This is a genomic window from Sorangium sp. KYC3313 (assembly GCF_052075895.1).
Taxonomy (GTDB): Bacteria; Myxococcota_A; Polyangia; order Polyangiales; family Polyangiaceae; genus Sorangium; species Sorangium cellulosum_B.
Genome location: NZ_CP197255.1, coordinates 8,824,236 through 8,847,408, shown reverse-complemented (window position 1 = coordinate 8,847,408; position 23,173 = coordinate 8,824,236). Strand labels below are relative to the sequence as shown.

General features: G+C 71.9%; 20 protein-coding genes. 8 read left to right on the top strand and 12 right to left on the bottom strand.

The genetic code is table 11. The annotated features are described in order from the left end of the window. Positions 1–86: 86 nt before the first annotated feature. Complete coding sequence (locus ACSRUE_RS33560) at positions 87–1,052, bottom strand: FHA domain-containing protein (protein ID WP_441287154.1); 966 nt, start codon at positions 1,050–1,052, stop codon at positions 87–89. A gap of 259 nt (positions 1,053–1,311) precedes the next feature. Next, positions 1,312–1,461 carry a hypothetical protein gene (locus tag ACSRUE_RS33555; RefSeq protein WP_157906681.1) on the bottom strand — a complete coding sequence of 50 codons (150 nt, stop codon included), beginning with the start codon at positions 1,459–1,461 and terminating at the stop codon, positions 1,312–1,314. Positions 1,462–1,774: 313 nt separating this feature from the next. On the opposite strand from ACSRUE_RS33555, the gene ACSRUE_RS33550 reads away from it, so the two are divergent. Both ACSRUE_RS33550 and ACSRUE_RS33545 read left to right on the top strand, forming a co-directional pair. Further along, the gene (locus ACSRUE_RS33550) at positions 1,775–2,983 is read left to right on the top strand and encodes a protein phosphatase 2C domain-containing protein (protein ID WP_441287153.1); all 1,209 of its coding nucleotides are present in this window, start codon (positions 1,775–1,777) and stop codon (positions 2,981–2,983) included. Positions 2,984–2,994: 11 nt separating this feature from the next. After that, positions 2,995–3,705 (top strand): pseudouridine synthase, encoded by a 711-nt coding sequence (locus ACSRUE_RS33545; RefSeq protein WP_441287152.1) that lies wholly within the window; start codon positions 2,995–2,997, stop codon positions 3,703–3,705. Here ACSRUE_RS33545 and ACSRUE_RS33540 read toward each other — a convergent pair. From ACSRUE_RS33540 to argJ, 6 genes are all read right to left on the bottom strand, one after another. Then, a complete protein-coding gene (locus tag ACSRUE_RS33540) occupies positions 3,671–4,774 on the bottom strand; it encodes a dipeptide epimerase (RefSeq protein WP_441287151.1) in 1,104 nt (367 codons plus the stop codon). The genes ACSRUE_RS33545 and ACSRUE_RS33540 overlap by 35 nt on opposite strands. Positions 4,775–4,799: 25 nt before the next feature. Next, on the bottom strand, positions 4,800–5,405 hold the full coding sequence (locus ACSRUE_RS33535; protein ID WP_441287150.1) for a TlpA family protein disulfide reductase: 606 nt from the start codon (positions 5,403–5,405) through the stop codon (positions 4,800–4,802). A gap of 24 nt (positions 5,406–5,429) precedes the next feature. Then, on the bottom strand, positions 5,430–5,816 hold the full coding sequence (fabZ, locus tag ACSRUE_RS33530; protein ID WP_044968490.1) for a 3-hydroxyacyl-ACP dehydratase FabZ: 387 nt from the start codon (positions 5,814–5,816) through the stop codon (positions 5,430–5,432). A gap of 122 nt (positions 5,817–5,938) precedes the next feature. Continuing rightward, positions 5,939–6,535: an OmpH family outer membrane protein gene (locus ACSRUE_RS33525; RefSeq protein WP_441287149.1), complete on the bottom strand. Its 597-nt coding sequence runs from the start codon at positions 6,533–6,535 to the stop codon at positions 5,939–5,941. Positions 6,536–6,583: 48 nt separating this feature from the next. Then, positions 6,584–7,480, bottom strand: a complete 897-nt coding sequence (locus ACSRUE_RS33520) for a hypothetical protein (protein WP_441287148.1) — start codon at positions 7,478–7,480, stop codon at positions 6,584–6,586. Between the two features lie 331 nt (positions 7,481–7,811). Beyond that, positions 7,812–8,987, bottom strand: a complete 1,176-nt coding sequence (argJ, locus tag ACSRUE_RS33515; protein ID WP_441287147.1) for a bifunctional glutamate N-acetyltransferase/amino-acid acetyltransferase ArgJ — start codon at positions 8,985–8,987, stop codon at positions 7,812–7,814. A 125-nt stretch (positions 8,988–9,112) separates the two neighbouring features. On the opposite strand from argJ, the gene ACSRUE_RS33510 reads away from it, so the two are divergent. The 6 genes from ACSRUE_RS33510 to ACSRUE_RS33485 all read left to right on the top strand — a co-directional run bounded on the left by ACSRUE_RS33510 (position 9,113) and on the right by ACSRUE_RS33485 (position 17,593). After that, positions 9,113–10,729, top strand: coding sequence for a hypothetical protein (locus ACSRUE_RS33510; RefSeq protein ID WP_441287146.1), 1,617 nt, complete (start codon positions 9,113–9,115; stop codon positions 10,727–10,729). A 9-nt stretch (positions 10,730–10,738) separates the two neighbouring features. Next, positions 10,739–11,599, top strand: coding sequence for a hypothetical protein (locus ACSRUE_RS33505; protein WP_437768279.1), 861 nt, complete (start codon positions 10,739–10,741; stop codon positions 11,597–11,599). Between the two features lie 153 nt (positions 11,600–11,752). Continuing rightward, entirely contained in the window at positions 11,753–13,900 is a 2,148-nt protein-coding gene (locus tag ACSRUE_RS33500) for a DUF2169 family type VI secretion system accessory protein (protein WP_441287145.1), read from the top strand. Between the two features lie 79 nt (positions 13,901–13,979). Next, on the top strand, positions 13,980–15,440 hold the full coding sequence (locus ACSRUE_RS33495) for a serine/threonine-protein kinase (protein WP_437768277.1): 1,461 nt from the start codon (positions 13,980–13,982) through the stop codon (positions 15,438–15,440). Positions 15,441–16,514: 1,074 nt separating this feature from the next. Continuing rightward, positions 16,515–17,048: a hypothetical protein gene (locus tag ACSRUE_RS33490; protein ID WP_441287144.1), complete on the top strand. Its 534-nt coding sequence runs from the start codon at positions 16,515–16,517 to the stop codon at positions 17,046–17,048. Further along, on the top strand, positions 17,045–17,593 hold the full coding sequence (locus ACSRUE_RS33485) for a hypothetical protein (protein ID WP_441287143.1): 549 nt from the start codon (positions 17,045–17,047) through the stop codon (positions 17,591–17,593). The genes ACSRUE_RS33490 and ACSRUE_RS33485 overlap by 4 nt, the downstream gene beginning before the upstream one ends. Positions 17,594–17,637: 44 nt before the next feature. Here ACSRUE_RS33485 and ACSRUE_RS33480 read toward each other — a convergent pair. The 4 genes from ACSRUE_RS33480 to ACSRUE_RS33465 form a co-directional block, all read right to left on the bottom strand. After that, a protein-coding gene (locus ACSRUE_RS33480) for an IS5 family transposase (protein ID WP_441285630.1) occupies positions 17,638–18,440 on the bottom strand; the annotation gives its coding sequence in 2 pieces (ribosomal slippage) (positions 17,638–18,116 and positions 18,116–18,440; 804 coding nt in all). 273 nt (positions 18,441–18,713) lie between these two features. Next, positions 18,714–19,691 (bottom strand): tetratricopeptide repeat protein, encoded by a 978-nt coding sequence (locus tag ACSRUE_RS33475; protein WP_441287142.1) that lies wholly within the window; start codon positions 19,689–19,691, stop codon positions 18,714–18,716. Positions 19,692–19,946: 255 nt separating this feature from the next. Further along, positions 19,947–21,497: a hypothetical protein gene (locus ACSRUE_RS33470; RefSeq protein WP_441287141.1), complete on the bottom strand. Its 1,551-nt coding sequence runs from the start codon at positions 21,495–21,497 to the stop codon at positions 19,947–19,949. Between the two features lie 37 nt (positions 21,498–21,534). Then, positions 21,535–23,172, bottom strand: coding sequence for a hypothetical protein (locus ACSRUE_RS33465; protein ID WP_441287140.1), 1,638 nt, complete (start codon positions 23,170–23,172; stop codon positions 21,535–21,537). Between the last annotated feature and the right edge of the window lies 1 nt (position 23,173).

Below are 23,173 nucleotides of genomic sequence, written 5' to 3'. Positions count from 1 at the left end.
CGCGGCCTGGGGAGCGCGGTGCTTCGGCCGAACGTGCCGCACCTCGGGGATCGCCAGGCGCCTCGCCGCGAGGCGCGGCCGGCGTGTCAGGTCTGCGGGTGCCAGACCAGCGTGAGCTCGGGGCCGAGCGTGAGCGCGAGGCCCTCGGCGGGCACCATCACGCGGCGGACCTTCTGGCCTGCGAACCTCGTCCCGTTCGTCGAGCAGAGGTCGAGGGCCATGATCTCCGTGCCGTCCCGCAGGAGCAGCAGGTGGGTCCGCGAGATGTGCGTGCTCAGGACGGCGCGCAGGCCGCGGTCCAGGCAGTTGTCGGCGCGCCCGAGCAGCACGCCGTCGTCGAGCGCTTGCTGGGGCAGCTCGACCGCGGCGCTGCGCTCGCTCGATTGCAGCGTGAGCCGCACGTACCCGCTCTTCGCGCGCGGCGCGACCATCTCCTCGATGTGCGCGACGGGGCGCACGGACGTGATGTGCGAGATCTCTCCGCGGGCGAAGCGGTGGCTTGTCGTGATGCCCTCGGTCGCCGCGGGCGGCGCGGCGCCCTCGCTGACGGCCTTGTCCGCGACGCTCTCGAGGCCGCGCGGCGGCTCGCTCATCCCGCACGAGCTCACCTCGAGCACCCTCGACGAGGCGCGCGGCCCGACCGGGAGCCCGCCGACCACGTGCTTGCCGATGCGCACGAGCAGCGGGCCGCTGACGACGATCGACCGCCGCGGCACGTCGTCGTCCACGAAGAAGGGGATCGAGGTCTGCAGATCCATGAGCCGCAGCCCGAAGCCGCCGTCGGGGAGGTTGCAGCAGGTGGCGACCAGGTGGCGCACGCAGACGTCGTCGCCCGACGCGAACTTCACGTCGCAGCGCGGGTGCGAGCCGAAGACGGCATATGCGCCGCTGTTCGCGGGCAGGTCCAGCCACGCGACGTCACCGCCTGACACCCGGAACAGCCGGTACCCCTCGCTCATCGGCGACTCGGGGGGGTTCAGCGCCATCACCGCCTCGGCGGTGGACAGCGCGCGCCGCATCGTGGCGACGTCGATCCGCGGCTCTACCGTCATCGCGCGCTCCGCGAGCGGCGCGAGGTCGCGCGCCCCGCAGTCCGCGTCGGACCGCCGAGCTCGAGCGTGAACGGCGGAGTCGCTGCGCAGGCCTCCGGCAGAGCCGCGGCGGGAGCGAGCGTGGTGGATATCAGACAGCGGCGAGGCCTCATGCGGTCGAGCCGAATCCTACCGGAATTTTTCGTCTGGGGCTCTTTCGCTGCGCGCCCCGAATCTGCTGTGGCCGGCGGGGCTCGGGAAGAGACGACGGCTGTCCGGTTCAGCTCACGCCGACGCTGACCTCCGCAACGAGCTCGCCGCCCCAGCGCCAGAAGGCCACCGAGCGGCTGAACAGGACGATGACCTCCAGCCCGAGCCCTCCGCCGAATTCGAGCCGAAAGCGCCCGACGTCCACCTCGATGAGTTGCATGCTCCCCGAAGACGCGAGAGTCGGGCCAACTGTGGATCCGTGCGCGTTGCACGCTGGTGTGTCCGCCGGGGGCACGGCCTCGCCTCGACCGGGGGCGCAGGGCGCGCCGGCCCGCGTCAGCGGGGCCGCCAGGGCGCGGCCCCGCTGCGCGCCGCCACGCCAGGGGGGCAGCGGGGCGGCAACGTGGCGCGCGCTCGCGGCAGGGGGAGGAGCGAGCGCCGGCCGGCGCAGGCGAGCGGGCGCGGAGCCGCCGCGCGGTCGTCGACAGACGCGCCATTTTGACGCCGCCCGCACGGTGTCTATCCTGGGCGCGGTGTCCCGGATCCTCCCTCGCTTCGACTATCGCATCGAGTTCGCCGCATCGACCGATGTCGGCCTCGTCCGCCCGAGCAATGAGGACCGGATCCTCTGTTGCCCCGAGCTCGCCCTCTTCGGCATCGCCGACGGGATGGGCGGCCACGCCGCGGGCGAGGTCGCGGCTCAGATCGCCGTCGACACGGTGCGCGCCGAGGTGCTCCGGCCGCCCGCCGCCGCCCTCCTCGACGCGTACGTGGCCGACCCGAACATCGAGGCGCGGCGCGAGGTGTTCGCGCTGCTCCGGCGCGTGGGCGAGGCCGCGCACGCGGCCATCCTGGAGGCGCGCCGCACGGAGCCGAGCTACCAGGGGATGGGCACGACGCTCGATTTCGTCGTGCTCGCGCACAGCCGGGCGTTCTTCGCCCACGCGGGCGACAGCCGCGCGTACCTGGTTCGCCCGACGACCACCGTCCAGCTCACCCAGGACCACGCCCTCTACGATACGCTCCGCGCGGCCGGCAACCCGACCCCGGCCAGGAAGCCGCAACGGAACCCGCTCGTGAACGCGATCGGGCTCGCGGGCACCGTCGCGGTCGACACCGTGTTCGTCGATCTCTCGCGCGGCGACCGCATCCTCCTCTGCACCGACGGGGTGCACAACGCGATCGACAGCGAGGCGTCGCTCTCCCGCTTCTGCTCGAAGGGCGGGCCCGAGGAGGTCGCCGCCGGCCTCCTCGGCCACGCGCGCGATCGGGGAGGCCACGACAACGCGAGCGTGATCGTCATCGACATCAAGGAGCGCTTCGTCAAGCGCGCGGACGACGCCGGCCCGTCCTCGCGCGATCTGTCGGTGCTCTCCGCGTGCCCGCTCCTCTCCGGCATGAGCCCCGCGGCGGTGCTCGGGGCGCTCGCGGCCGGCGTCGAGGTGGAGCTCGGCGCGGGGGATCGGATCCCGCGCGACGTCGCCAGCGATCTGGTCGCTTACCTGGTGCTCGACGGCGCCGTGAATCTGCCGGACGGGCGGCGCGTCGGGTCCTCCGGGCTGCTCTTCCCGGAGTCGCTCGTGGGCGCGCGGCGCAAGGGCGACCTGCCCGTCGCCGCGGCGCGGACGCGGCTCATCCGGATCCGGAAGGACGATTTCGCCGAGGTCTGCGAGCACGACGCGGAGCTCGCGGCCGCCCTGTACCAGCGGCTCGCGCGGTACCTCGCGCTCGGGACCGGATGAGCGCGGCCGCGATGCAGCTCTCCCTGCTCCACCTGGACGATCGCGTCGCGGCCTTCGCGAAGCCGTCCGGGCTGCTCGTGCACCGCGGCTGGGGCGACGCGCCGGTCGTCTTCGTCGACCTCGCCGAGCGCGCGCTGGGCCGGAAGGTCTACCCGGTCCACCGCCTCGACCGGGCGACGAGCGGCGTGCTGCTCGTCGCGCTCGACCCCGCCGCCGCGGCGCTGCTCTGCGCGCAGTTCGAGCAGGGCCTCGCGCGGAAGCGCTACCTGGCGCTCGTCCGCGGCGTCCCCCCCGAGCGCGGGTGCATCGATCACCCGATCCCGCGGCGCGAGGGGGGCCCGCGCGTGCCGGCCGTCACCGACTTCGAGCGCCTCCACGCGCTCGAGCGCTACGCCGTCGTCGAGGCGCGCCCGCGCACGGGCCGCCTGCACCAGGTGCGGAGGCACCTCAAGCACATCAGCCACCCGATCATCGGCGACGTGAACTACGGCAAGGGCGAGCACAACCGCCTGTTCCGCGAGCGGTATGCGCTGCACCGCCTCGCGCTCCACGCGGCCGAGCTCGCCGTCGCCCACCCCGAGACGGGCGCGCCGCTGCGCCTCGCCGCGCCGCTGCCCGACGACCTGCGGGGCCCGTTCGACCAGCTGGGCGTGCCGGCGTGGATCGGCGCCGTCGGCGACGCGGCCGCTAGCCCGCCCCTGGAGAGCGGCGCTCCGGGGTGACGCCGTGGCCGGCGCGGATCCCCTCGAGGGAGAGCGCCGGGCCTCGCTGGACGAAGCCGCCGTCGAACGGGTTCTCGGCGAGGAACATCGGCGTGTCGAGATCGACGAACGAGAACCCGCCGAGGCCGGCGGCCAGGCACGCCGACGCCGTCATCGCGAGCACCGACTCGACCATCCCGCCGATCATGAGCCCGAGCCCCGCGGCGCGGGCGACCGCCGCGATGTCGAGCGCCTCGGCGATGCCGCCCTTCATCAGCTTGATGTTGACCACGGTCGCCGCGCGCTCCGCCGCGACGCGGAGGACGTCCTCCGCGGAGGCGGCGCTCTCGTCGGCGGCCACGTCGACGCCGGCGCGCCGCGTGACCTCCTTCATGCCGTCCCAGTCGTCCCGCGGCACCGGCTGCTCCAGCAGCGCGACGTCCGCGCCGAGCCGGCGCGCGTGCGCGACGAGCGCGAGCGCCTCGCCCGCCGTGAGCCCGCCGTTGCCGTCGAGGATCAGCGACGCCCCGGGCGCGGCCGCGTGGATCGCCTCGATGCGCGCCGGGTCCGACGCGGCGAGGCGGCCGCCGACCTTCACCTTGAGCGCGCGGAAGCCCATGGCCGAGGCGCGCCGCGCGGCCTCCTCCGCGCGCTCCGGCGAGCCGGTGGTGATGGTGATGTCGGTCGTGAGCGCCGTCCCGGAGCCGCCGAAGAACGCCCAGAGCGGCATGCCCGCGCGCTTCGTGAGCGCGTCGAGGATCGCTGTCTCGATCGCGCAGCGCGCCGCGCCCGCGCCGCCCCCGGACGCCTCGCGGAGCGCGCGCGCGACGGCGCGCCACGCGCGCGCGTCCGAGCCCACCACGGCCTCGCGCAAGGAGAGGGCGGCGGCGCGCGACCCGTCCTGCGTCTCGCCGTTGAACGCGGGCAGCGGCGCCGCCTCGCCGAAGCCGAGCGTCTCGTCGGCGAGCTCCACGGTGACGAGGAGGTTCGCCGCGCGCTCCTGCGCGCCGCCGGCGATGCCGAACGGCTCGTGCAACGGAATGTCGAGCGCCTCGACCGAGACGCGCCGGATCAGGGTGGGGGTCGTCAAGGCGCGCGTCGCCTCCTCGGGGACCTCAAGGGGATCGGCCGCCGCCGCCGGCAGGCGGCGGAGCGGCCGCCGGGCCGAGCAGCGCCTCGACCTCCCGGGAGATCTTGTCCTCCTCGCCGTCCTCGTAGCCCGCGTGGACATGGCGCACGACGCCGCCCCGATCGACGACGAACGCGGTCGGCATCCTCCGCGGCCTGTACGCCTTCTCCGCGCTCTGGTCCTTGTCCCAGAGGATCTTGAACCTGACGCCCGCCTCGTCCGCGAACCCCGCGAGCTGCTCCGCCGAGACGTCCTCGGGCGCATCGAGGGAGACGGCGAGCACGGCGAGATTGCCGCCGAAGCGGTCGACGAGCGCCTGGTACTTGGGGAACGACTTTCTGCAGGGGCGGCAGTAGGTCGCCCAGAAATCGACGATCACCACCTTGCCGCGCGCGTCCTTGAGCGTGGAGGGCCCCTCGCCGCTCACGACCTCCGCCGCGAGCTCGGGCGCCGCCGAGCCGATGAGGCCGCCGCCCGTCTCGGGCGCCGGGGGCGCGACGGGCGCGGCGCCGCCGCAGCCGCCTGCGAGCGAGAGCGAGGCGCAGAGGGCCGCGAGGACACGGGGGAACGACGGCGACGGGCTGGGGCTCATGACGAGATCTCCCTCTCTCTCCGATCAGGGCTCGCGATCGACGATGGAAGCGAGCATCTCTCCCTCGGCGCAGAGCGTCCCGTCGACGCTCGCCTCGCCGCGCAGCTTCCAGACGTTCGAGCGGTGGTGCAGCACCTCGGCGTAGAGATCGAGCCGGTCGCCGGGCGTCACGGTGTGGCGGAACTTCGCCTTGTCGATGCCGAGGAAGAACATGAGGTTCGACGTGGCGTCGAACGGATCCGACGCATAGGCGAGGATGCCGCCGAGCTGCGTGAGCGACTCCAGGATCAGCACCCCGGGCATGATCGGCCGCTGGGGGAAGTGCCCCTGAAACCAGGGCTCGTTGTAAGCGACGCACTTGTAGCCGCGGATGCACTTGTTGGCGGTGATCTCCGTCACCCGGTCGACCATCACGAGGGGGTAACGGTGCGGCAGGATCGACAGGATCTGATGGATGTCGAGCGTGACGGGCGCTTGGGTTCGCTCGGGCAAGGCCGGCTCCTTTCCGCGGTGTGGAGCGCGCGGGCGGCGCGCTACTTCGCGTCGTCCTTCTTCTCTGCCTTGTCGCCGCCGGCGTCGTCCTCGCCGCCGCCGGTGTTGTAGAGCTGGATGACCTGCTCCGTCAGATCGAGATCGGCGCGGACGTACGGGGCCGCTTGCTTGTCGAAGATGATCTCGTAGCCCGACCTCTTCGCGATCCTGCCGACGATGAGCATCATCTTCTTGAGGATGGGCCCGGTGAGCTCGCCCTGCTTCTTCTGGAGCTCCTTGTTGTAGTCGACGAACACGGTCTGGAGCTCGACCATCTGGCGCTGCCAGTCCTCCATCCGCTTCTGGAGCGACTCGCGCGAGAGCACGCGCGACTGCTTCTCGATGTCCTCGCGCGCCCGCTGGAGCTCGGTCTGCTTCGCGTCGAGCTCCTGCTGCCGCCGGTCGAAGAGCCTCTTCAGCGTGGCCTGCGCCCGGATGCCGTCCTCCGTCTGCATGACGGCGTGCTGCACGTCGACGACGGCGATCCGGGTCTCGGCGGCGGCGACGCTCGGCACGGCGAGGGCGAGCGACACGGCGGCGGCGCGGGCGATCCGAGCGAAGAGCGGCGCGGGCCGATGGACGGGAGAGCGGGAGACCATTGGAGGCGATTACCCGCCGCGTGACGGACGGTCAAGGTGTGCGGGAGCTCAGAGGCACTTGCCCGAGATGCAGCGCTCGCCGTCGGGGCAAGGCTCGTCGAGCGAGCACTCCGGCGCGACCTCCTCCCGCGTCTTGCAGAACCCGTCCTCGCAGCCGACGAAGCGGCTGTCGATGAGCTGGCAGGCCCGCGTGTTCTCGCACGGGTAGTGGCAGTAGCCGTCCTCCATGCACTCCTGGCCCTGCGCCGCGCAGGCCTTGGCGCCGCAGCCGGGCTGAGGCGAGGGGTCGTCCATGCACGCGCCGGTGGCCGCGTTGCACACCTCACCGGGCGCGCAGTCCGCGTGCGTCGCGCAGCCGGTGGTGCAGGCGCCGTCGACGCAGATCGCGCCGCCCCCGCACGGGGCCGCGTCGCCGCACTCGGGGTTCGCGGGGTCGGGGACGCAGACCCCGCGATCGCAGCGCGTGCCGGGCTCCGCGCAGGGCGCGGCGCTGGAGCAGCCACCTTTGCACTCGCCGTTCACGCACACCCTGCCGTCGCCGCACTCGTAGCTGAACTCGCACGCCGCGATGCAGAGCCCGTCGACGCACCGCGTGCCGTCCGCGCACGCGCTGTCGCCGTCGCAGGGACACGTGGTGAGCTCCGCGTCGCACTCGGCCTCCGCGCCGCCCTGGCCCGCGCCGCCCTGGCCCGCGCCGCCCTGGCCCGCGCCGCCCTGGCCCGGGTCTGCCGGACCCGCGCTGCCCGAACCCCCGCTGCTGGCGGTGTCGATGTCCGGCTCCGCCGGGCGACACCCGTAGCCGTCGCAGAGGAAACAGTTCTCGCCATCGGGGTCGCACTGGAGCGACGCATCGCCACAGCCGCCGCAGCCCGTCGCGGTCGCGGTGATCATCAGGAACAGCGCGCCTCGACCCAGGATCTTCGCAAGGGGGGAATGAAGCAGCATCGAAGTCCTCCAGCGGCGGCCGGCACCGGCGCGGCCTTCCCGCACGACTACCATGACGCGCGCTAACACGCAGCGTGCCACGGGGCGGCGGGAGCGGAGCGCCGGGAAGCCCGACGAGGCGCTCATTTGGTGAACCCGCTTGTGAACCTGCGTTCACCTGCGCTCGTCGCGCGAGGTTCACTGATCCGCGGGGATCGCGCGGCGGTGAGGCGGGGGACAGCCGGCGCTCGGGGCCCGGGAGCGATGGGGAAGGCCGCGGCCGGCGCTTCCGGTCGGGGCGAAGGCGCGGGGGCGCTCCCTGCGAGCAGCCCGGCCGGTCACCCCGCGAGGATCAGGAGCGGTACCCCGCGTTCACGTCGACGTAGCCGTGTCCGAGATCGCTCGTGAGGTAAGCGAAGTCGCCGGGGCCGCCGCCGAGCACGAGCTCGATGACGTAGGTGTCGCGCGCGAGCACCTCGTTCGCCTTGAGCTCGGCTTCCGCCCCGACCGGCGCGCCGTTCCGCACGATCGGGATCCCGCCGACGAGGATCTGGGCCTCGCGCGGGTCGAAGGGGACGCCTGCGCGGCCCGCGGCGGCGAGCAGCCGCCCCCAGTTCGCGTCCTTGCCGAACAGCGCGGTCTTCACGAGCATCGACGTGGCCACCGTGCGCGCGACGGCGCGCGCACCGTCGCGCGTCGCGAGCCCGCGGACGCGGATCTCGGCGACGTGCGTGCTGCCCTCGCCGTCGGCCACCATCGAGCGCGCGAGCTCGCCGCAGACCTCGGTGAGGCCCGCCGAGAGCTCGTCGCGCGAGACGCGGCGCTGGGACGCGCCGGAGGACAGGAGGAGCACCGTGTCGTTGGTGCTGGTGTCCCCGTCGACGCTGCACGCGTTGAACGTCACGTCGCACGAGGCCGCAAGCGCGTCGCTCGCCTCGCCGGCGTCGAGCACGGCGTCGGTGAACAGGAAGACGAGCATCGTCGCGTGGGGCGGGCCCACGTCGGGGTGGATCATCCCGGCGCCCTTGCCGATGCCGAGCAGCGTCGCGCCGGCGCCGAGCTTGCGCTGCGCGAGCTTCGGCCAGCGGTCGGTCGTGCAGATCGCCTGGGCGAAATCGAGGTAGCCCTTCGGCGACAGGCGGGCCGACAGCTCGGGGACACGCTCGATGATCCGGTGCGCGGGCAGGACGGCGCCGATCACGCCGGTCGAGGCGGGGAGCACCTCGTCCTCCGAGGCGCCGATCGACTCGGCGACGGCGCGCGTCGTATCGAGCGTCGCCTTCCAGCCTGCCTCGCCCGTGCAGGCGTTCGCGCACCCGCTGTTGGCGACGACGGCGCGCGCGCGCCCCGACAGGACGCGCTGCATCGCGATGTCCACGGGCGCCGCGCGCACCACATTCCGCGTGAACATGCCGGCCACGATCGCCGGCTGATCGGCCACCGCGAGCGCGACGTCGATGCGCCCGTCTTTCCGGATCCCGGCGCTGACGGCGCCGAAGCGAAACCCTGCAACTGGCTCGAAGCTCATGAGGGCGCGGAGTCTACGCACGAACGCGCGCCGGGAGAAAGCGACAAGCGGAGGGCAGGCGCCGCGACGGATGAGAGGCCCGGAGGCGGCCGAGCTGAGCGCGGCATTTGCAATGCTCTGCCCCGATGATCTCGGTGCGGATTGTCGACATCAAGGGCCTGTATCTGCCGGGCTTTCACGACAGCACGGCGCCGCCGGGGACGACGCGGGCGGCTGGATACAAGCCTGGTTACAAGAGCCTCGATAACCGGGGACGCGTCTACATCAATCGAGATCTCGATGGGCAGTGGGCAAAGAATACGCAGCTCGTCGAGATCACCGTCGAGGTGACGAGCTCCGAGGGCGAGCTGCCAGAGGGAGCCCGGATTCGCTGGAGCGCGCGCGATCCCGACGATCCCTCGAATGAGTGGCCGGAGGTGCACCCGGACTGGGCTCCCACCCTCGACGAGAACGATTACGACGCCGCGGGGGACTATGTGGGGCCGGTCGAAGACGACAACGAGGGAACGCAGGACAGGGCGCCTGGCTGGGAAGAGGTGGAGGGCTACGCGCTCTCCGACATCACGGAGACCAGCGCGAGCACGGCGATCGTCGGGAGGAGGAGCAAGGTCCGGCGCCACATGTCCGATGTCGCCGGGGACAACCTGATCGTGAGCGCCGCGCTCGACGCCGCCGGCGTCGCCGAGGCGACCGGCGACGAGACCGGGATCATGACGCTCTGGCGCCGGATCGACGTCGAGTACATCCGGATGGAGAGCGCGCCCCCGCTGCCCGTGGAGCTGGCGCCGGAGCACTTCGAGCCGGTCTTCACCCAGCTCGATTTCGCCGAGGCGCGCGTGATCCAGGACCTGCAGCACCTGGCGCTCGACGCGGACGCGCTCGGCGAGATGGCCTCGCGCTTCGTGAGCGAGCACTTCGAGCATGCCGGGGACCCTGGCTGGTTCTGCCTGATCGCCGCGCTCGAGCCGCACCCGGTGCCCGAGGTCCGGGGCGAGCTGCTGTTCTCCGGGAGCGTCACGATCCTGGACGGCGGCGAGGGCGAGCGGCGCGGCGAGTACGTGGAGATCCCTGGCACCCACCCGGACGCGAGCTACGTCACGTTTCGCTGGGACGGCTGGCAGATCAGCTTCTCGGCCGCGAGCGCGGCCGTCCTCGACGACCCGCCGCGGACCCGCCTCTGGCTGGCGCCGCACGACATCCAGCGCCAGTTCACGGCGGGCGACGGGTCCCTGGCGCACGCGTACGAGCGGCGCCTCTTCTTCTTCCCGCGGGCCCGCCGCAGGGACGGGGCGTGGGAGCCCCCGGGCTACGGCATCCCCGCGAGCGTCGAGGCCGACGTGCGGGGCCCAGGGGCCTCCTACGTCGCCGGCATGAGCCCCACGATCGACATCGGGCCGGCGAGGTACTTCGCCGGCAGGACCATCCTCTTCACCCATCACAGGGCGTGGTGGGACCCCGAGGCCGCGCGGCCCCGGCGCGGCTACGAGCAAGCCACGCTCCACACCATCGTCCACGAGCTCACGCACGCCTTCGGGATGCCGCACAAGTGCGGCTACTTCGATTACCGGCAGCCGCGCCGGACGACGTGCTGCATGAACTATCGGTCCCACTGGATGGTGGACGCCGACCAGCAGCTCATCCCTGGGACCGACGGGCGGGTTGGCAACGACCTGTGCGGGCGCCACGTGAAGGAGACCCGGCGCGTGCGCCTCGAGAACAACAGGGGACTTCGATGGAGATGAGGGGTTGTCATGTCCGATGAACACACGCGGAGCGCCGGGGACCCGGTCGACCCGCCTGGGCTGGTGCTCCGCTCGCTCGATCACGATCGCCGCTATGTGCTCGGCTTTCCCCTGCACGTGGCCATCACGCTGTGCGCCGACCGCCCTGGGGCCTGCATCCTGCGGTTGCCGCGCCCGAGCTGGGCGGGCAACGCAGGCTCCATCGGCGTCCGCCTCGCGCGGGCGGACACCGGCGAGGAGGTCGTGCGGACCGAGCCCTCGCCGATCGTGCTCCCTGAGCACGGCACGCCGGTGTTCCGCCTGTGCCCGGGCGAGTGCAGGCGCATGCTCATCGACGTCTCGTCGTACCTCCCGGCGGGGCTCGAGCCCGGGCAGTACACGCTGGCGATCGTCTACGTCGGGCCGCCGGACCGCGCGGAGAGCGCGCCGGTGCCGATCGAGCTCGCGGCGCCGAGCCCCGAGGAGCAGCGCGAGCTCGGGCGCCTCGCGCCCGAGGCCGCCCGCGTGGGCTCCTGGGGCCGCTGGACGAGCCTCCCTCCGGAGAGCGGCGCGGTGGTCACGAGCCGCGTGGAGCCGGGCGACCCGCTCCGCTTCGACCGCATCCTGCGTTACCTGATGTACGGGCCGCGGCCGCTCGGCGACGTGGACCCGGCCATCCTCGACGTGCTCCGCGGCGTCTACGAGCCGGAGGCCCACGCGCTCCGCGCCGAGATCTACGCCGCGCGGGGAGACACGGCGCGCTTCGCGGAGACGGCGGCGCTCATCCGGGCCGCTTACCCGGGGCTCGGCTGGTGGATCGAACAGATCGAGGCGGGGCAGAGCGAGATCGGCTTCGTCCGGGCGTGCCGGGCGAACCCGTGCGGCGGGTGAGCGGCGGCTCCGGTCCACGTCCGCCCACGCCCGCCCACGCCCTCGCCGCCGCGCCGGCTCCACACGCGGATCACGCGATTGCAACGCGATGGTCACGTGGAGCGGGTTCACTTGTCGCAGAGCGATGCGTGACGCGATGCGAGCGATGGCGAGGTGCTTCTACAAAAGGACGCGGTCGTGAGCGCGCTGCCGCCCGACGCCGTGGCGTCGCTCCCGGGCGCGGAGGCCGCCGCCGTCTCGTGGCGCACGCAGGGACAGCGCTACATCACGATCCTCGTCAAGGCGAGCTTCGCGTTCACGCCCGGCGCGGCCATGTGGCGGACGGAGCCGCAGGAGATCCTCCGCGCCGAGGTGCATCACGGCAAGAACCCCGCGCGGAGCGTGCGGTTCACCGGCGATCTCGCGCCCTACCTGGGCCGCGCGGACGTGCTCTTCACGGGCGACGCGCACGCCCCTGACGGGGCGCATGTCGAGTGCTTGCCGGTGCGGCTCGCGGTCTTCGGCGCGGGCGGCTGCGCGCTCGACAAACGCCTCCTCGTCCGCGACGAGAAGCCGTTCCAGCGGATGCCCCTCGTGTACGAGAAGGCGGCGCGCGGCGCGAACGGCTGGGAGAACCCCTTTGGCATCGACGCGGGCGACGGCGAGCCCAGGGTCCTCGATCCCCAGGACCCCGCGCGGCCCGCGGGGCTCGGCCCGATCGCGCGCGCCTGGCCGGTGCGCAAGCGGCTGCTCGGCAAGACCCGGCGCGAGACGCTCGAGGGCCCGAACGCGGAGATCCCCGCTGGTTTCGACTGGTCGTACTTCCAGGCGGCGCCCCCGGACCAGCGGATCGACTACCTGCGCGGCGACGAGTGGATCGTGCTCGAGAACCTGCACCCGGCCGCTCGCCGGCTGGAGATGCGCCTGCCCCGGGCGCGCGGTATGGCGCGGATCCAGGGGCTCGCCGCGCCTCCTGCGGCGGGGGGCGACGTCATCGAGCTCAACGCGGACACGCTCCGGATCGACGGCGCCGAGCAGCGCTGCACGGTCGTGTGGCGTCGGATCGTCCCCGTCCCCGACGGCCACGCCCTCGCGCCCGTGCGGATCGCGGCCGGCGTCGCCGTCGACGGCGAGGAGCTCGCGTGGCCTGACCTGCGCCCCGGGCGGGCCCCGGGCGCCGCGGGAGCGGCTCCGGCTCCGCTCCCGACCGGCCCGCGAGGGATCGTGCACATCGAGGACGCGCCCGGCGCGCCTGGCCAGGCGCGCCAGCGGGACGGGGATCCGGGGCGCACCATCCACCTCTCGGACGACGAGATCGAGCTCATCGACCTGATCCAGCGCCCGTCGCCGCTGCAGACCGTCGCGCTCTCGGACGAGCAGGGCGAGGCGGCGGTGCGCGCGCCGGCGCTTCCGTTCGCGCCCGCGCCGGGATCGGCGCGGCAGGGCCGGCCCGAGCCAGCGCGACCGCAGATCGACGCCGGCGCGAGCGCGACGCTCGCGCTGTCGAGCGAGGAGGAGGTGCGCGCCGGCGAGCGGCCCGCGATCCCGTTCTTCTTCGACCCGAGGCCCGCGCCGCGCCTCGAGCTCGGGGCGCCGATCCCCGGCGCGCCCTGGTCTGGCGCGCTCGTTTCACCGCCGCCCGGCCCGTCCCTGGGGCTCGCGACCCTCGCGCTGGAGGAGGCTCCGCCGCCGCCCGCCGAGGTGTTGCCGCCGCCCGTCGAGTCATCGTCGTACGCCGCCCCGGCCTCGGGCGTCCTCGCGCGCGAGCCCGAGCGACCCGCCGCGTCCCGCTTCTTTCACGTCCTCCGGCGCGAGGACGGATCTCCCTCCGCGTCGCTCCCGCCGCTCGGCGACGGCGACGAGGTGAGCCTCGAGCGGTGCGCCATCGTCACGGCGGAGCTCGCCGAGAAGCCGGTCCCCCGCGCCGAGGTGCTCAGGGCGCACGGCCTGTCGGAGGCGCGCTGGGCAGCGGCCGAGCGGCGGTGGCGGGACTCGATGACGGAGGAGGCCAGGCGCCGCGAGCGGGCGCTCCGCGACAAGTTCGACGCGGCCTACGTCGGCGCGTGGGAGGCCGTCTGGGGCCCGCTGCACGCGGCCGACTATGCCCGGCTGATCGTCGCGACCGAGCGCAGCGGGAGCGCCGCGGCGCCCGGCGACCGCGTGATCCGGCGCACCGTGTGGGTGCGCATGAAGCGGCTCTGGGCCAGGCGCCTCGCCGACGATCCGCGCCTCAGGGCCCGCGTCGAGGCCGAGATCGCGAGGCTGCGCGAGGCGCCGCGCCAGCGCGCGCAGGACGGCGCTCCCGCCGCGTACGCCGTCTGATCCGCGTCGCGCGCCGTGCCCCTTGACCGCGGCGCCCGGGGTTCCGAACATCCTCGCTGGTGCAAGCGATGGTCCGTTCATGATCGACGCGTCGACGCTGGGCAAGGAGCTCGCGGGCCGGTACAGCGTGGAGGGGCTGCTCGGCGTGGGCTCGATGGGCGCCGTCTTCCGCGCGCGCCACCTCGCGCTCGCGCGGGTCGTGGCGATCAAGGTGCTCACCGGGCACACGGATCCGAACGCCGGGGAGCGGATGCTGCGCGAGGCGCGCATCTCGGCGCTCATCAAGTCGCCGCACGTGGTGGGCTGCTACGACTTCGGCTTCCTTTCGAGCCGATCGCCGTTCATGGTGATGGAGTACGTGGGCGGCCCGTCGCTGTCCGCGCGGCTCCAGGACGGGCCGCTGCCGCTCGACGATCTGCGGCGCTACATGCTCCATGCGGCGCGGGGGATGGCCGCCGCGGCCGAGCTCGGCGTGATGCACCGCGATCTGAAGCCGTCGAACATGCTGATCGCGCCGTCAGGGGAGCTGAAGGTCGCCGACTTCGGCCTCGCGCGCCTGACCGCCACGACGGGGCCCTCGGCGCTCCGGGAGCAGCCCCTCACCGCGATGGGCACCGTGCTGGGGACGCCGTTCTACATGGCGCCCGAGCAGGCGTGGAGCCCGCAGGAGAGCGACACGCGCGCGGACATCTACAGCTACGGCGCGTCGTTCTACCACGCGGCCACGGGCCAGCGGCCGTTCGAGGAGCAGGAGCTCCTGCCGCTCCTGCTCGCGCACCGGCAGGACATCCCGGCCCGGCCGCGGGCGCTCCGTCCCGAGCTCGACGAGGACGTGCAGGCCGTCCTGGAGCGCTGCCTGGCCAAGGACCCGAAGGACCGCTTCCAGTCCTTCGACGAGATCGACACCGCCCTCGTGGGCGCCCAGAGCACCCGCTGGGGGGATCCGCACGATCTGACGCTCCGCGTGTACATGGAGCAGTACAAGCGCTTCCGGCCCGCCCTCCTGTCGGGCGGCCCTGCGGGGCCGGTCACGGCCTTCCAGTTCCACGGGGACAGGACGCTCTCGATCGTTCGCGCGAACATCGCGGGCGTCTCGGCCGACGCGCTCGTGAGCGCGGACGACGGGCAGCTCACCATGTCGGGCGGCGTGGCGCTGGCCCTGAACCACGCGAGCGGCGGCGTGTGCCACATGGAGACGCGCAAGTACGTTCCCGTGCGGCATGGCGGGGTGGTGGTCAGCTCCGCTGGCAGGTTGAACGCGCGGTTCGTGTTCCACGCGATCACGCTCGACTGGGATCACGTGGCCACCTACAGGCCGACGCGCGATCTCATCCTGCGGCTCCTGGAAGGGTGCTTTTATCACGCGGACACGATGAAGCTCCGGAGCATGGCGCTGCCGCTGCTCGGGGCGGGGAGGGCGGGTTTCTCGCCAGCCGAGTGCCTCGACACGATGGTCGAGTTCCTGGTGAAGGCGATGCTCCTCGGCGGGACAGGGCTGTCGCACGTGACGATCGTGCTCCGGGAGGGCGCGGGGGTCTGAGCGAGCGCCCTCTCGGCAGGTAGCGCCGCGCCATCGAGGCGGTCGGTCGTCGCTGGTGGCGTAGCGCCGAGCGGGTCGTGGTCCTGGTCGTGATCGTCGACGGCACGAGCATGGACGTGAACGTTCCGCCCAACCTCGGTCGGTGTTGCACGGCTCCCTCGCAGCTCAGGCGGCCTCCTGCACGTCGATTGTGTGTCCTTTCTCACCGAATGCCGCCTCCTGCGCAGCCACGGCGGCCTCCTGCGCAGCCACGGCCTCGTCCTGCGCGGCGCCGGCGGCTCTCCTGCGCAGCCACGGCCTCGTCCTGCGCGGCGCCGGCGGCTCTCCTGCGCAGCCACGGCCTCGTCCTGCGCGGCGCCGGCGGCTCTCCTGCGCAGCCACGGCCTCGTCCTGCGCGGCGCCGGCGGCTCTCCTGCGCAGCCACGGCCTCGTCCTGCGCGGCGCCGGCGGCTCTCCTGCGCAGCCACGGCCTCGTCCTGCGCGGCGCCGGCGGCTCTCCTGCGCAGCCACGGCCTCGTCCTGCGCGGCGCCGGCGGCTCTCCTGCGCAGCCACGGCCGCCTCCTGCGCGGCGCGAGCTTCGAGCGACGCGGAGGGCCTGGCCCGCTCATCCCGCGGAGCGGCAGAGTACACGCTGAGCCCTGACCGCGAGGCCGAGCTGCGCCGAGAGGCCAAGTCGCTCGGCGACAGTACGATGTATTCCCCCGGCAAGCTCGCTCGCCGCGTCCTCTGGTCGAGCCGCATCCAGCGCGCCGCCGAGCGCGACGCGGCGGATCTCGTGCGGGCGAGCCGGAAGACGACGGGCCGGCTGACGACGGGGACGAGGAAGAGGCGCCCCAAGCCCGCCCGTCACGAATCCCTACCGGAATGGCCCCGAGCCGGCCCAACCGGCGAGCCACTCGGCTGACGAAGACTCCCAATCACATCACCGCCAGCACACCAGCGTACGCCCTGGACGGGTCGACTTCTGTCTCTTCGGATCACTCACCGAGTTTCTAATTGACGCTCAGATCCCACCGAGAACAATGGCGGGTGTCCCCACACCGCGTGTCGCGGCTCGGCCAGGAGCCTTCACCATGTCGATGCGCTTCCACGGCAAGGTCGGCCTGCTCTGCGCCTGTGGTCTCGTCGCCGCCCCCGCTCCGGCGCTGGCGCTCGAGTTCAGCGGCGGTGTCAGCGTCGGTGGGATCCAGGTCGGGACCGAGCCCAGGCTCGCCGTGAGCCCCTTCATCGGGTGGCTGTGGCGCAGGACGGGCGACTTCCGGATTGAAGTCCACAACGTGCTCAGCGTCGTTCCAGGGGCAGGCGTCGGGGTCTACGATCGGACGGCGGTCACCTTCGGGTACACCACGAAGACGGGCAGCGTCAGCCTCGGGCCGTCGCTGTCGATCTACATGATGCAGGTGTGCGGCGCCGTGATCTGCGACCGCGTGATGGGGGTCGCTCCGGGCGGCCGCGCCCAGTCCGACTGGTACTTCGCCGGGCGCCTCGGGGCGTCCACGAGCCTCAACGTGGACTGGGCCGGCGGGAGCAGCCGTGTCCTTCCCGGCAGCATGGTCCTGATGGTCACGGCTGGGCCTATCTGGAGGTTCGGGGGAGAGTCAAAATGAAGAGGCGGATCGTTCTTCTGGTGCTCGGTCTCACGGGGTGCAACTTCGACATGGGAGAGTGCTACGTCCGGGGGCATGGAACGGAAGGGGCCGGCGGGGGCATCATCACCCCTACCGGCGGGGTCGGAGGCTTCGGGTATGTCCCGCTGGAGCCGCAGAATCACACCGGCTACGACGAGGACCCGTGCAGCGGCGGCTCCCAGCTCGCCGAGTGCACGGTCACGTGGAAGGCTGGCTCGATTCAGTGCAAGAACTGGGGAGAGACTGGCGCCTGCACCTCGCTCTACCAGGGCGATCATGCGAGCCTGGACGAAGCCAAGGAGCGATGTGAGTATGCCAATGGGGTGCACCTCGGCTCGGGAGCGCAGTCGTGCGGCCCGTGCCGGTGGGTGAATGGGGCGAATGGCGATCCGGTTGAGAAGTGCAAACAGCGTTGCGACAGGATCAATAGGGATTGCATAGCACGCTGTCCGACGGGAGATAAGAATTGCATGCACGAGTGTAACGAGGAAAACGGAAAATGCCTCAAGGATTGTGACCGATGAATATCGTATAGACGTGGCGAAATGCACGGTGAAACTTAGAGCGCCTAACAAAAGCCCGTCGGGATATAGTTGAGGCAGATCAGGCATACGGCGAGCAGGAGGAACGCTCGGTGAATGTCGGCACGGCGCTCATACCGCACGGTCAAGCGCCGGAAGCGCCGGAGCCAAGCGATCGTCCGTTCGACGACCCAGCGGTAACGGCCGAGTTTCTCCGACGACTCGATGCCCTTGCGAGCGATGCGGGGCACGATGTGGCGCAGATGACAAGCCAACCGCAGGGCCGGGTCGTCGTAGGCCTTATCGGCATGCAGTTTCTTGGGGCGGCGCCGCGGTCGGCCGCAAGGACGCGCGATCGGCGGCACCGCGTCCACCATAGGAGTGAACATCCTCGAGTCATGGACGTTCGCCGGCGTCATCTCGACGGCGAGCGGGATACCATTCTGATCGACCAGAAGGTGATATTTCGTGCCCGGCCGGCCGCGATCCGTGGGGTTCGGGCCAGTTTTTTCACCCCCCTTTTTGCCGGAACCAGCGAGGCATCCAGCGCAGCACGCTCCCAGTTGATCCTATCGGCTTCGCCGAGCTCATCGAGCAAGACCTCGTGGAGCCGATCCCAGACGCCAGCCTGCTGCCAGTCGCGCAACCTGCGCCAGCACGTCATGCCGCTGCAGCCGAGCTCTTGCGGGAGATACTCCCAAGGGATCCCGGTCTTGAGCACGAACAAGATACCGGTCAGCGCGATCCGATCAGGCGTACGCGGCCGGCCCCCCTGCGGCTTCGGCTCCGTTTTCGGCAATAGAGGTACGATTCGTTCCCAGAGTTCGTCCGGCACCAACAGCTTGCCCACGCTGTATTCTGCCGCACCATCGGCTTCCCTCAAGCAAGCGGGGTGAACGGGCTTTTGTTAGGTGCTCTTAGAGCTGTAGCCCTTCCCTGGCGTCCGCCATTGACTTGCCCGAGTTCGGGCGCGCTGCCGGCAAAGAGTAGCTCGGTCCAGATCCTTGGCGCGCGGTCGACCAGCGACCGACACAGCAGGCGCGGCCGCCTGCGCCAGCAGGGGCATCGCGCCGATGCTCGACGGTGCCTCGCGGGCGGGGTGGTTCACCATTCAAGCCGTCGTTCAGCGCTTTGAGAAATCTGGTGTTTCGCCGCGTTCGATGGCGAGCGTCCATTTGTCGAGCCGTGATGCGCCGCTCTCCCAGAACTTCTTGCAACCCTCGATGTAATCGACAACAGCGTCTCTCTGCCCCACGGAGAGCAATCGGGATGCGAGCTCGAAATCGGGCCCAAATGTGTTGAGTTGTGGCGAGCCGCGGACCTCGCCTGCGGCCCGGAGGTGTTCTGCTGCGTTGGTCGGATCGTTGCGTGCTAACGCGACCTTTCCCAGGGTGATGTGCGCGTAATGTACGGCATTCCCATACTGAAATGTGTCGGCGTGATCCGTGGCATCGGCAAGCAGTCGCTCTGCGGCTTCGGTCGCTCGCTCGTAGTTCTCAGACATGACCGCCGCATCTGCGATGTTCATGAGGATTCCGAGCGATTCAAGCGTGCAGCGCTCAAGTGTGAGCGCCGCTTCGTATTCGGCGAGCGCCTCTCGCGCAAGTCGTGTGCGTTCTTCGCTCGATGTGGATTGACGGCTGGACGTGAAGTGCAGCGCTCCTAGGAGCTGTCGCCAGTCCGACGTGCCCGGGTCGATCGCGGCTCCTCGCTTGTACAGCTCTTCGGCTATGTCTGGATCTCCGGACGCAAGAAAGCTGCCGGCGTTCCTGAGGACAGCGAGATCGTTGGGGCTGTTGGATACCGTGCTCAACCAGAGGCGTTTCCCCTCGCTGTAGGCATCAGGGTAATATTCCGGGTGGATGCGCGCGAAAGCCATGAGGTGAATTTCTGGGCGATGTGCGATCAGCCAGTGAATGTGGTCTGCGCGTCGCTGCTGAGCGTCGTCGTTCGGGTCCGTGAAATAGAACCCGAGCAACTTGGCGCGCGCTTCGATGTCGTTCGAGCTCTTCAGCAGGTGGGTCTCGAGGGCTGCCGCATCTTGCGCTGCCAGGTCGATGCCATCGGTGCACAGGGAGAGCCAGTCGGGTGCGCGTTCCATGATGCTGCGAGGATAGCGCACCTGGCGGGCGCATGTCGGTGACCTCGGTGCCGTTGCTGTCTACCCGACCGAGCTCGTGCACGTCGCCCAGGACGTCGCGTCCCATGGCCCCGGAGGAGACCGCGCGCCGCGGGGTAGAGGATCGAGGGCCTCAGGGCCGCGGCAGTGTGACTCGGACGTTCCTGCGGGCGTCCGGCTGTCCTGGTCCGCGGTGACGCTCCCTGGTCCGAGCCGGCGCGCTCGCCGCGGCGAGCGTCAATCCAGCGATTCAGGAAACCGCAGCGTCTTGACGGAGTTGCCGCCCTCCGCCGCCGTCGTGCTGCCATCATCGTTCCGGCTGATGCCGCCATGGCCCGCGGGTCCGATCTCGAAGGTGACGCCCTCGAGCGTGAGCTGGTCCTCGTCGAGGTAGGCGACGCCGATCGAGTCGCCGCCGCGCCCCGGGCCGCCGTAGCCGCCGGGCCCTCCTTCGCCGCCGCTGCCGCCCCTGCAGCCCTGAAAGGCGTCCAACTCGGCGGCGCCCGGCGCGCCTCGACCACCTCTGGCGCCTTCCTGGGGTGGCCCGCCGTCGCCGCCCTTGCCGCCGGAGACGGTCGTGATCACGCTGTCGCGCACGGTCACCCGGGCGTGAAGCGCGAGGACGCCGATGGCCGGATGTCCGTTCGCTCCCCCGCGACCCCCCCGGCCTCCGCAACCGCCGGCCCCGCCCGAGCCTCCTCCTGCGCCTCCCTTGGAAGCCGCGCCGCATGCGGCGAGCCCGCCCAGGCGACCGCCGCCGCCGCCGCCACCCTGGCCCGGCGTTCCCCACGTCCCCTCGCTCCCCGTGCCACCCTCCCACCCGGTCTCGGTGAGGCGCCCGATGCCCGTGCCGGGAACCCCCCGCGTCCCAGGAAACCCACCGACCCCGTCGGAGCCGATGCGGCACCAGACGCCGCCGTGCTCTCCGGTGCCACCGAGCCCGGAGGGCGAAGGGTCCAGCCCTGAAGCGGGCTCCCCGTCGCCTCCATCCCCGGCGCTGTCGGGCAGCCCGTCCCCTCCCTTGCCGCCGATGCTCGTGAGCCCGCTCTCGCACTCGTTCACGTTCGCAGGCCCGCCGGCGACGACGGCCGCCGAGCACGCCTCCGCGGCGTACATGCCATCCGGTCCGGCCGGTGGGCTGTAACGAGGCCACATCGCGCCGTCGAGGCCTGGCACGCCGCCGTCAGCGCCGATCTCGCTCCGCAGGATCTCCACTGCCGTGTTGGACTGAGCGAGCACGCCGATCGGACCCCTCGCGATGAAGTGGAGGTCGGCGAGCGTCGACACCCCGTCCGCGGCGCCGCTGTCCTCGGGCCCCGCCGGCTCGACGATCACCAGGGGGCCGTCGACCGTCACGCGATTGAACAGGGTCCACGGGCGCGCGGGATCGCGCTCCCATTTCAGGCAGTGGAAGCCCCCGAGAAGATCCACGCCGGAGGGCACCCTGAACTGACTCGGGATGAATCCCTCGTTGCAGAGGAACACGCGCCCTCGTCGGGTGCGCGCGAGCTCGATGGCGCGCTCGACGGTGTACACCGGCTTCGCCTTCGTGCCGGGGTTCCTGTCGTCGCCGTGGCCGACGTTTCCGGCGAGGAACACGCCGCAGCCGTCGTCGAGGATATCGGCGGCGACGTGCTCGATGCACACCGACTCCGGGGGCGGCTCGTCCTCGCACGAGGTGCCTTCACAAGGCGTCACGCCAGGGTCGTTCACGCCGGGAGCGGTTCCGCAGCCGGTCGCCCACGGCGACAGCAGAAGGACGAAGGCAGCAGCGGTGCTCTTTCTCATGAAGCTCTCCTGACGTGCGCCGCCGGCACAGGGCGGTTCATCGAGGCGGTTCCGGAGCTTGCTCATCGAACCTGTACCAGAACCACGCAGTCCCATCGTTCCCCGTGCCGTACTTGGTTTCCGCGGAGGCATTGCCACCGGACCCTCCCTTGCCGGCTTGTCCGGGCAAGACCGTCGCGAGCTCCAAGATGGCCACGGAGGCGCCCACCGAGGCGATGCCGAACGAGTGGCCACCGTGACCGCCGCCGGCGTCGCCCCCGCGACCGCCGGCGCCGCCAAGGCCGCCGTCGCACCCTCGCGACGTGTTGGTCAGAGCACCGCGTCCACCTTTGCCGCCGTCCCAGCCGAGGCCGCCCCACTGGCCCGTTCCGCCGACCCCGCCGTTGCCGCCCTTGGCGCCGAGGACCGTGCTGGCATCGACCGTGAGGTCGCTCCCCTTCAAGGCCACGATGGCGATGCTCGCGCCGCCGTAGTCGCCTCCCTTGCCCCCCTTGCCCCCGCACCCGCCGCTGCCGCCTGATCCGCCGGCCGCCCCGCCCTGGGGCCGATCCGCCGGACACGCGTTCGTGGGGACGTTCATGCGGTCGCGCCCTTTTCCACCGCCACCCCCGCCGCCGCCCTGGCCGACGCCGCCCTTCTCCCCGTCTTTACCGCGGACGCCGACCCATCCGTAGATGTCCAGAAGGCCAGCTCCCGCCGCTCCGGCGCCGCGCTCCGCATCGGCGCCGTTGGCTCCCTTCTGCCCATCGGTGCACGCCATGCCGGACGCGCCGTTGCCAGCCAGGCCGCGCTCCTCCGAAGTCCCGACCGCCTCCGGCTGTCCTGGCGTCCCGTCGCTGCCCGTCTCGACGCTTCCACGAGCCCCCTCGCCACCCGTCGACTCGATCCCGTCGTCGCACAGGGTCACGACCGGAAGGGCGCCCCGCGCGGCGTCCGCGGTGCAGGCGTCCGCGCCGTTGTTCCCGACCACGCCGGCCTTCGCGCGGAAGCTCGGCGCGTCCTCGCCGGGGTCTCCATCCTTGCCATCGCCCGCGAGGATCACGCTCGACCGCACGATCGCCCTGGCCCTCTGCTCCAGGATCATCGCGATCGACGACTTGTTGTCGCTCGCGGAGGCGTCGGCCGCCTCGACGCGCACGCCGAAGATCACCGACGTCGCGTCGTCCCCCGCGATGACCGCGTCGTCCCCCGCGAGGACCCGCACCGGGATCCCCACCGGCGGAGCGATGACGGTCAACGCGCTCTGCTCGTCGAGCGGCCCTCCGTAGGACCAGTCGCCGCCGGCGCACAGACGGCCGCCCCAGAGGTCGACACCCTGGGGGAGCGAGATGGCCTCCTCGAACGACCCGCCGCACGCGTACACGCGCCGGGTCGGCGCCTCGCCGTGGTCTCGTCCGTGCGCGGCGAGCCCGATCGCGTGTTGCAGCGTCCTCACCGGCGCGCCCTTCGTGCCGGGGCTGTCGTCGTCGCCCTCCTCGCTGACGAACACGCCGCACAGGTCGAGCGCCGGCGCCGTCGTCGGATCCCCGTCACAAGGAGACGGCTCCGGCGGCGGAACCTCGCACCAGTAGCTGTCCGCGCAGCTGTCGGAGTAGCACCCCGTGTTGCCGGCCGCTCCGGCCAGACCGAGCGCGACGGACGCCAGCGCACGAAAGACCCCTCGACCGCGACCCATG

Excerpts from the sequence above, each read along its gene's own strand:
- ACSRUE_RS33495 (WP_437768277.1), top strand. The coding sequence starts at position 13,980 with ATGATCGACGCGTCGACGCTGGGCAAGGAGCTCGCGGGCCGGTACAGC.
- ACSRUE_RS33560 (WP_441287154.1), bottom strand. The coding sequence starts at position 1,052 with ATGACGGTAGAGCCGCGGATCGACGTCGCCACGATGCGGCGCGCGCTG.
- ACSRUE_RS33490 (WP_441287144.1), top strand. The coding sequence starts at position 16,515 with ATGTCGATGCGCTTCCACGGCAAGGTCGGCCTGCTCTGCGCCTGTGGT.
- ACSRUE_RS33475 (WP_441287142.1), bottom strand. The coding sequence starts at position 19,691 with ATGGAACGCGCACCCGACTGGCTCTCCCTGTGCACCGATGGCATCGAC.
- ACSRUE_RS33505 (WP_437768279.1), top strand. The coding sequence starts at position 10,739 with ATGTCCGATGAACACACGCGGAGCGCCGGGGACCCGGTCGACCCGCCT.
- argJ (WP_441287147.1), bottom strand. The coding sequence starts at position 8,987 with ATGAGCTTCGAGCCAGTTGCAGGGTTTCGCTTCGGCGCCGTCAGCGCC.
- ACSRUE_RS33485 (WP_441287143.1), top strand. The coding sequence starts at position 17,045 with ATGAAGAGGCGGATCGTTCTTCTGGTGCTCGGTCTCACGGGGTGCAAC.
- ACSRUE_RS33555 (WP_157906681.1), bottom strand. The coding sequence starts at position 1,461 with ATGCAACTCATCGAGGTGGACGTCGGGCGCTTTCGGCTCGAATTCGGC.
- ACSRUE_RS33545 (WP_441287152.1), top strand. The coding sequence starts at position 2,995 with ATGCAGCTCTCCCTGCTCCACCTGGACGATCGCGTCGCGGCCTTCGCG.
- ACSRUE_RS33525 (WP_441287149.1), bottom strand. The coding sequence starts at position 6,535 with ATGGTCTCCCGCTCTCCCGTCCATCGGCCCGCGCCGCTCTTCGCTCGG.
- ACSRUE_RS33465 (WP_441287140.1), bottom strand. The coding sequence starts at position 23,172 with ATGGGTCGCGGTCGAGGGGTCTTTCGTGCGCTGGCGTCCGTCGCGCTC.
- ACSRUE_RS33510 (WP_441287146.1), top strand. The coding sequence starts at position 9,113 with ATGATCTCGGTGCGGATTGTCGACATCAAGGGCCTGTATCTGCCGGGC.
- fabZ (WP_044968490.1), bottom strand. The coding sequence starts at position 5,816 with ATGGTCGACCGGGTGACGGAGATCACCGCCAACAAGTGCATCCGCGGC.
- ACSRUE_RS33470 (WP_441287141.1), bottom strand. The coding sequence starts at position 21,497 with ATGAGAAAGAGCACCGCTGCTGCCTTCGTCCTTCTGCTGTCGCCGTGG.
- ACSRUE_RS33520 (WP_441287148.1), bottom strand. The coding sequence starts at position 7,480 with ATGCTGCTTCATTCCCCCCTTGCGAAGATCCTGGGTCGAGGCGCGCTG.
- ACSRUE_RS33535 (WP_441287150.1), bottom strand. The coding sequence starts at position 5,405 with ATGAGCCCCAGCCCGTCGCCGTCGTTCCCCCGTGTCCTCGCGGCCCTC.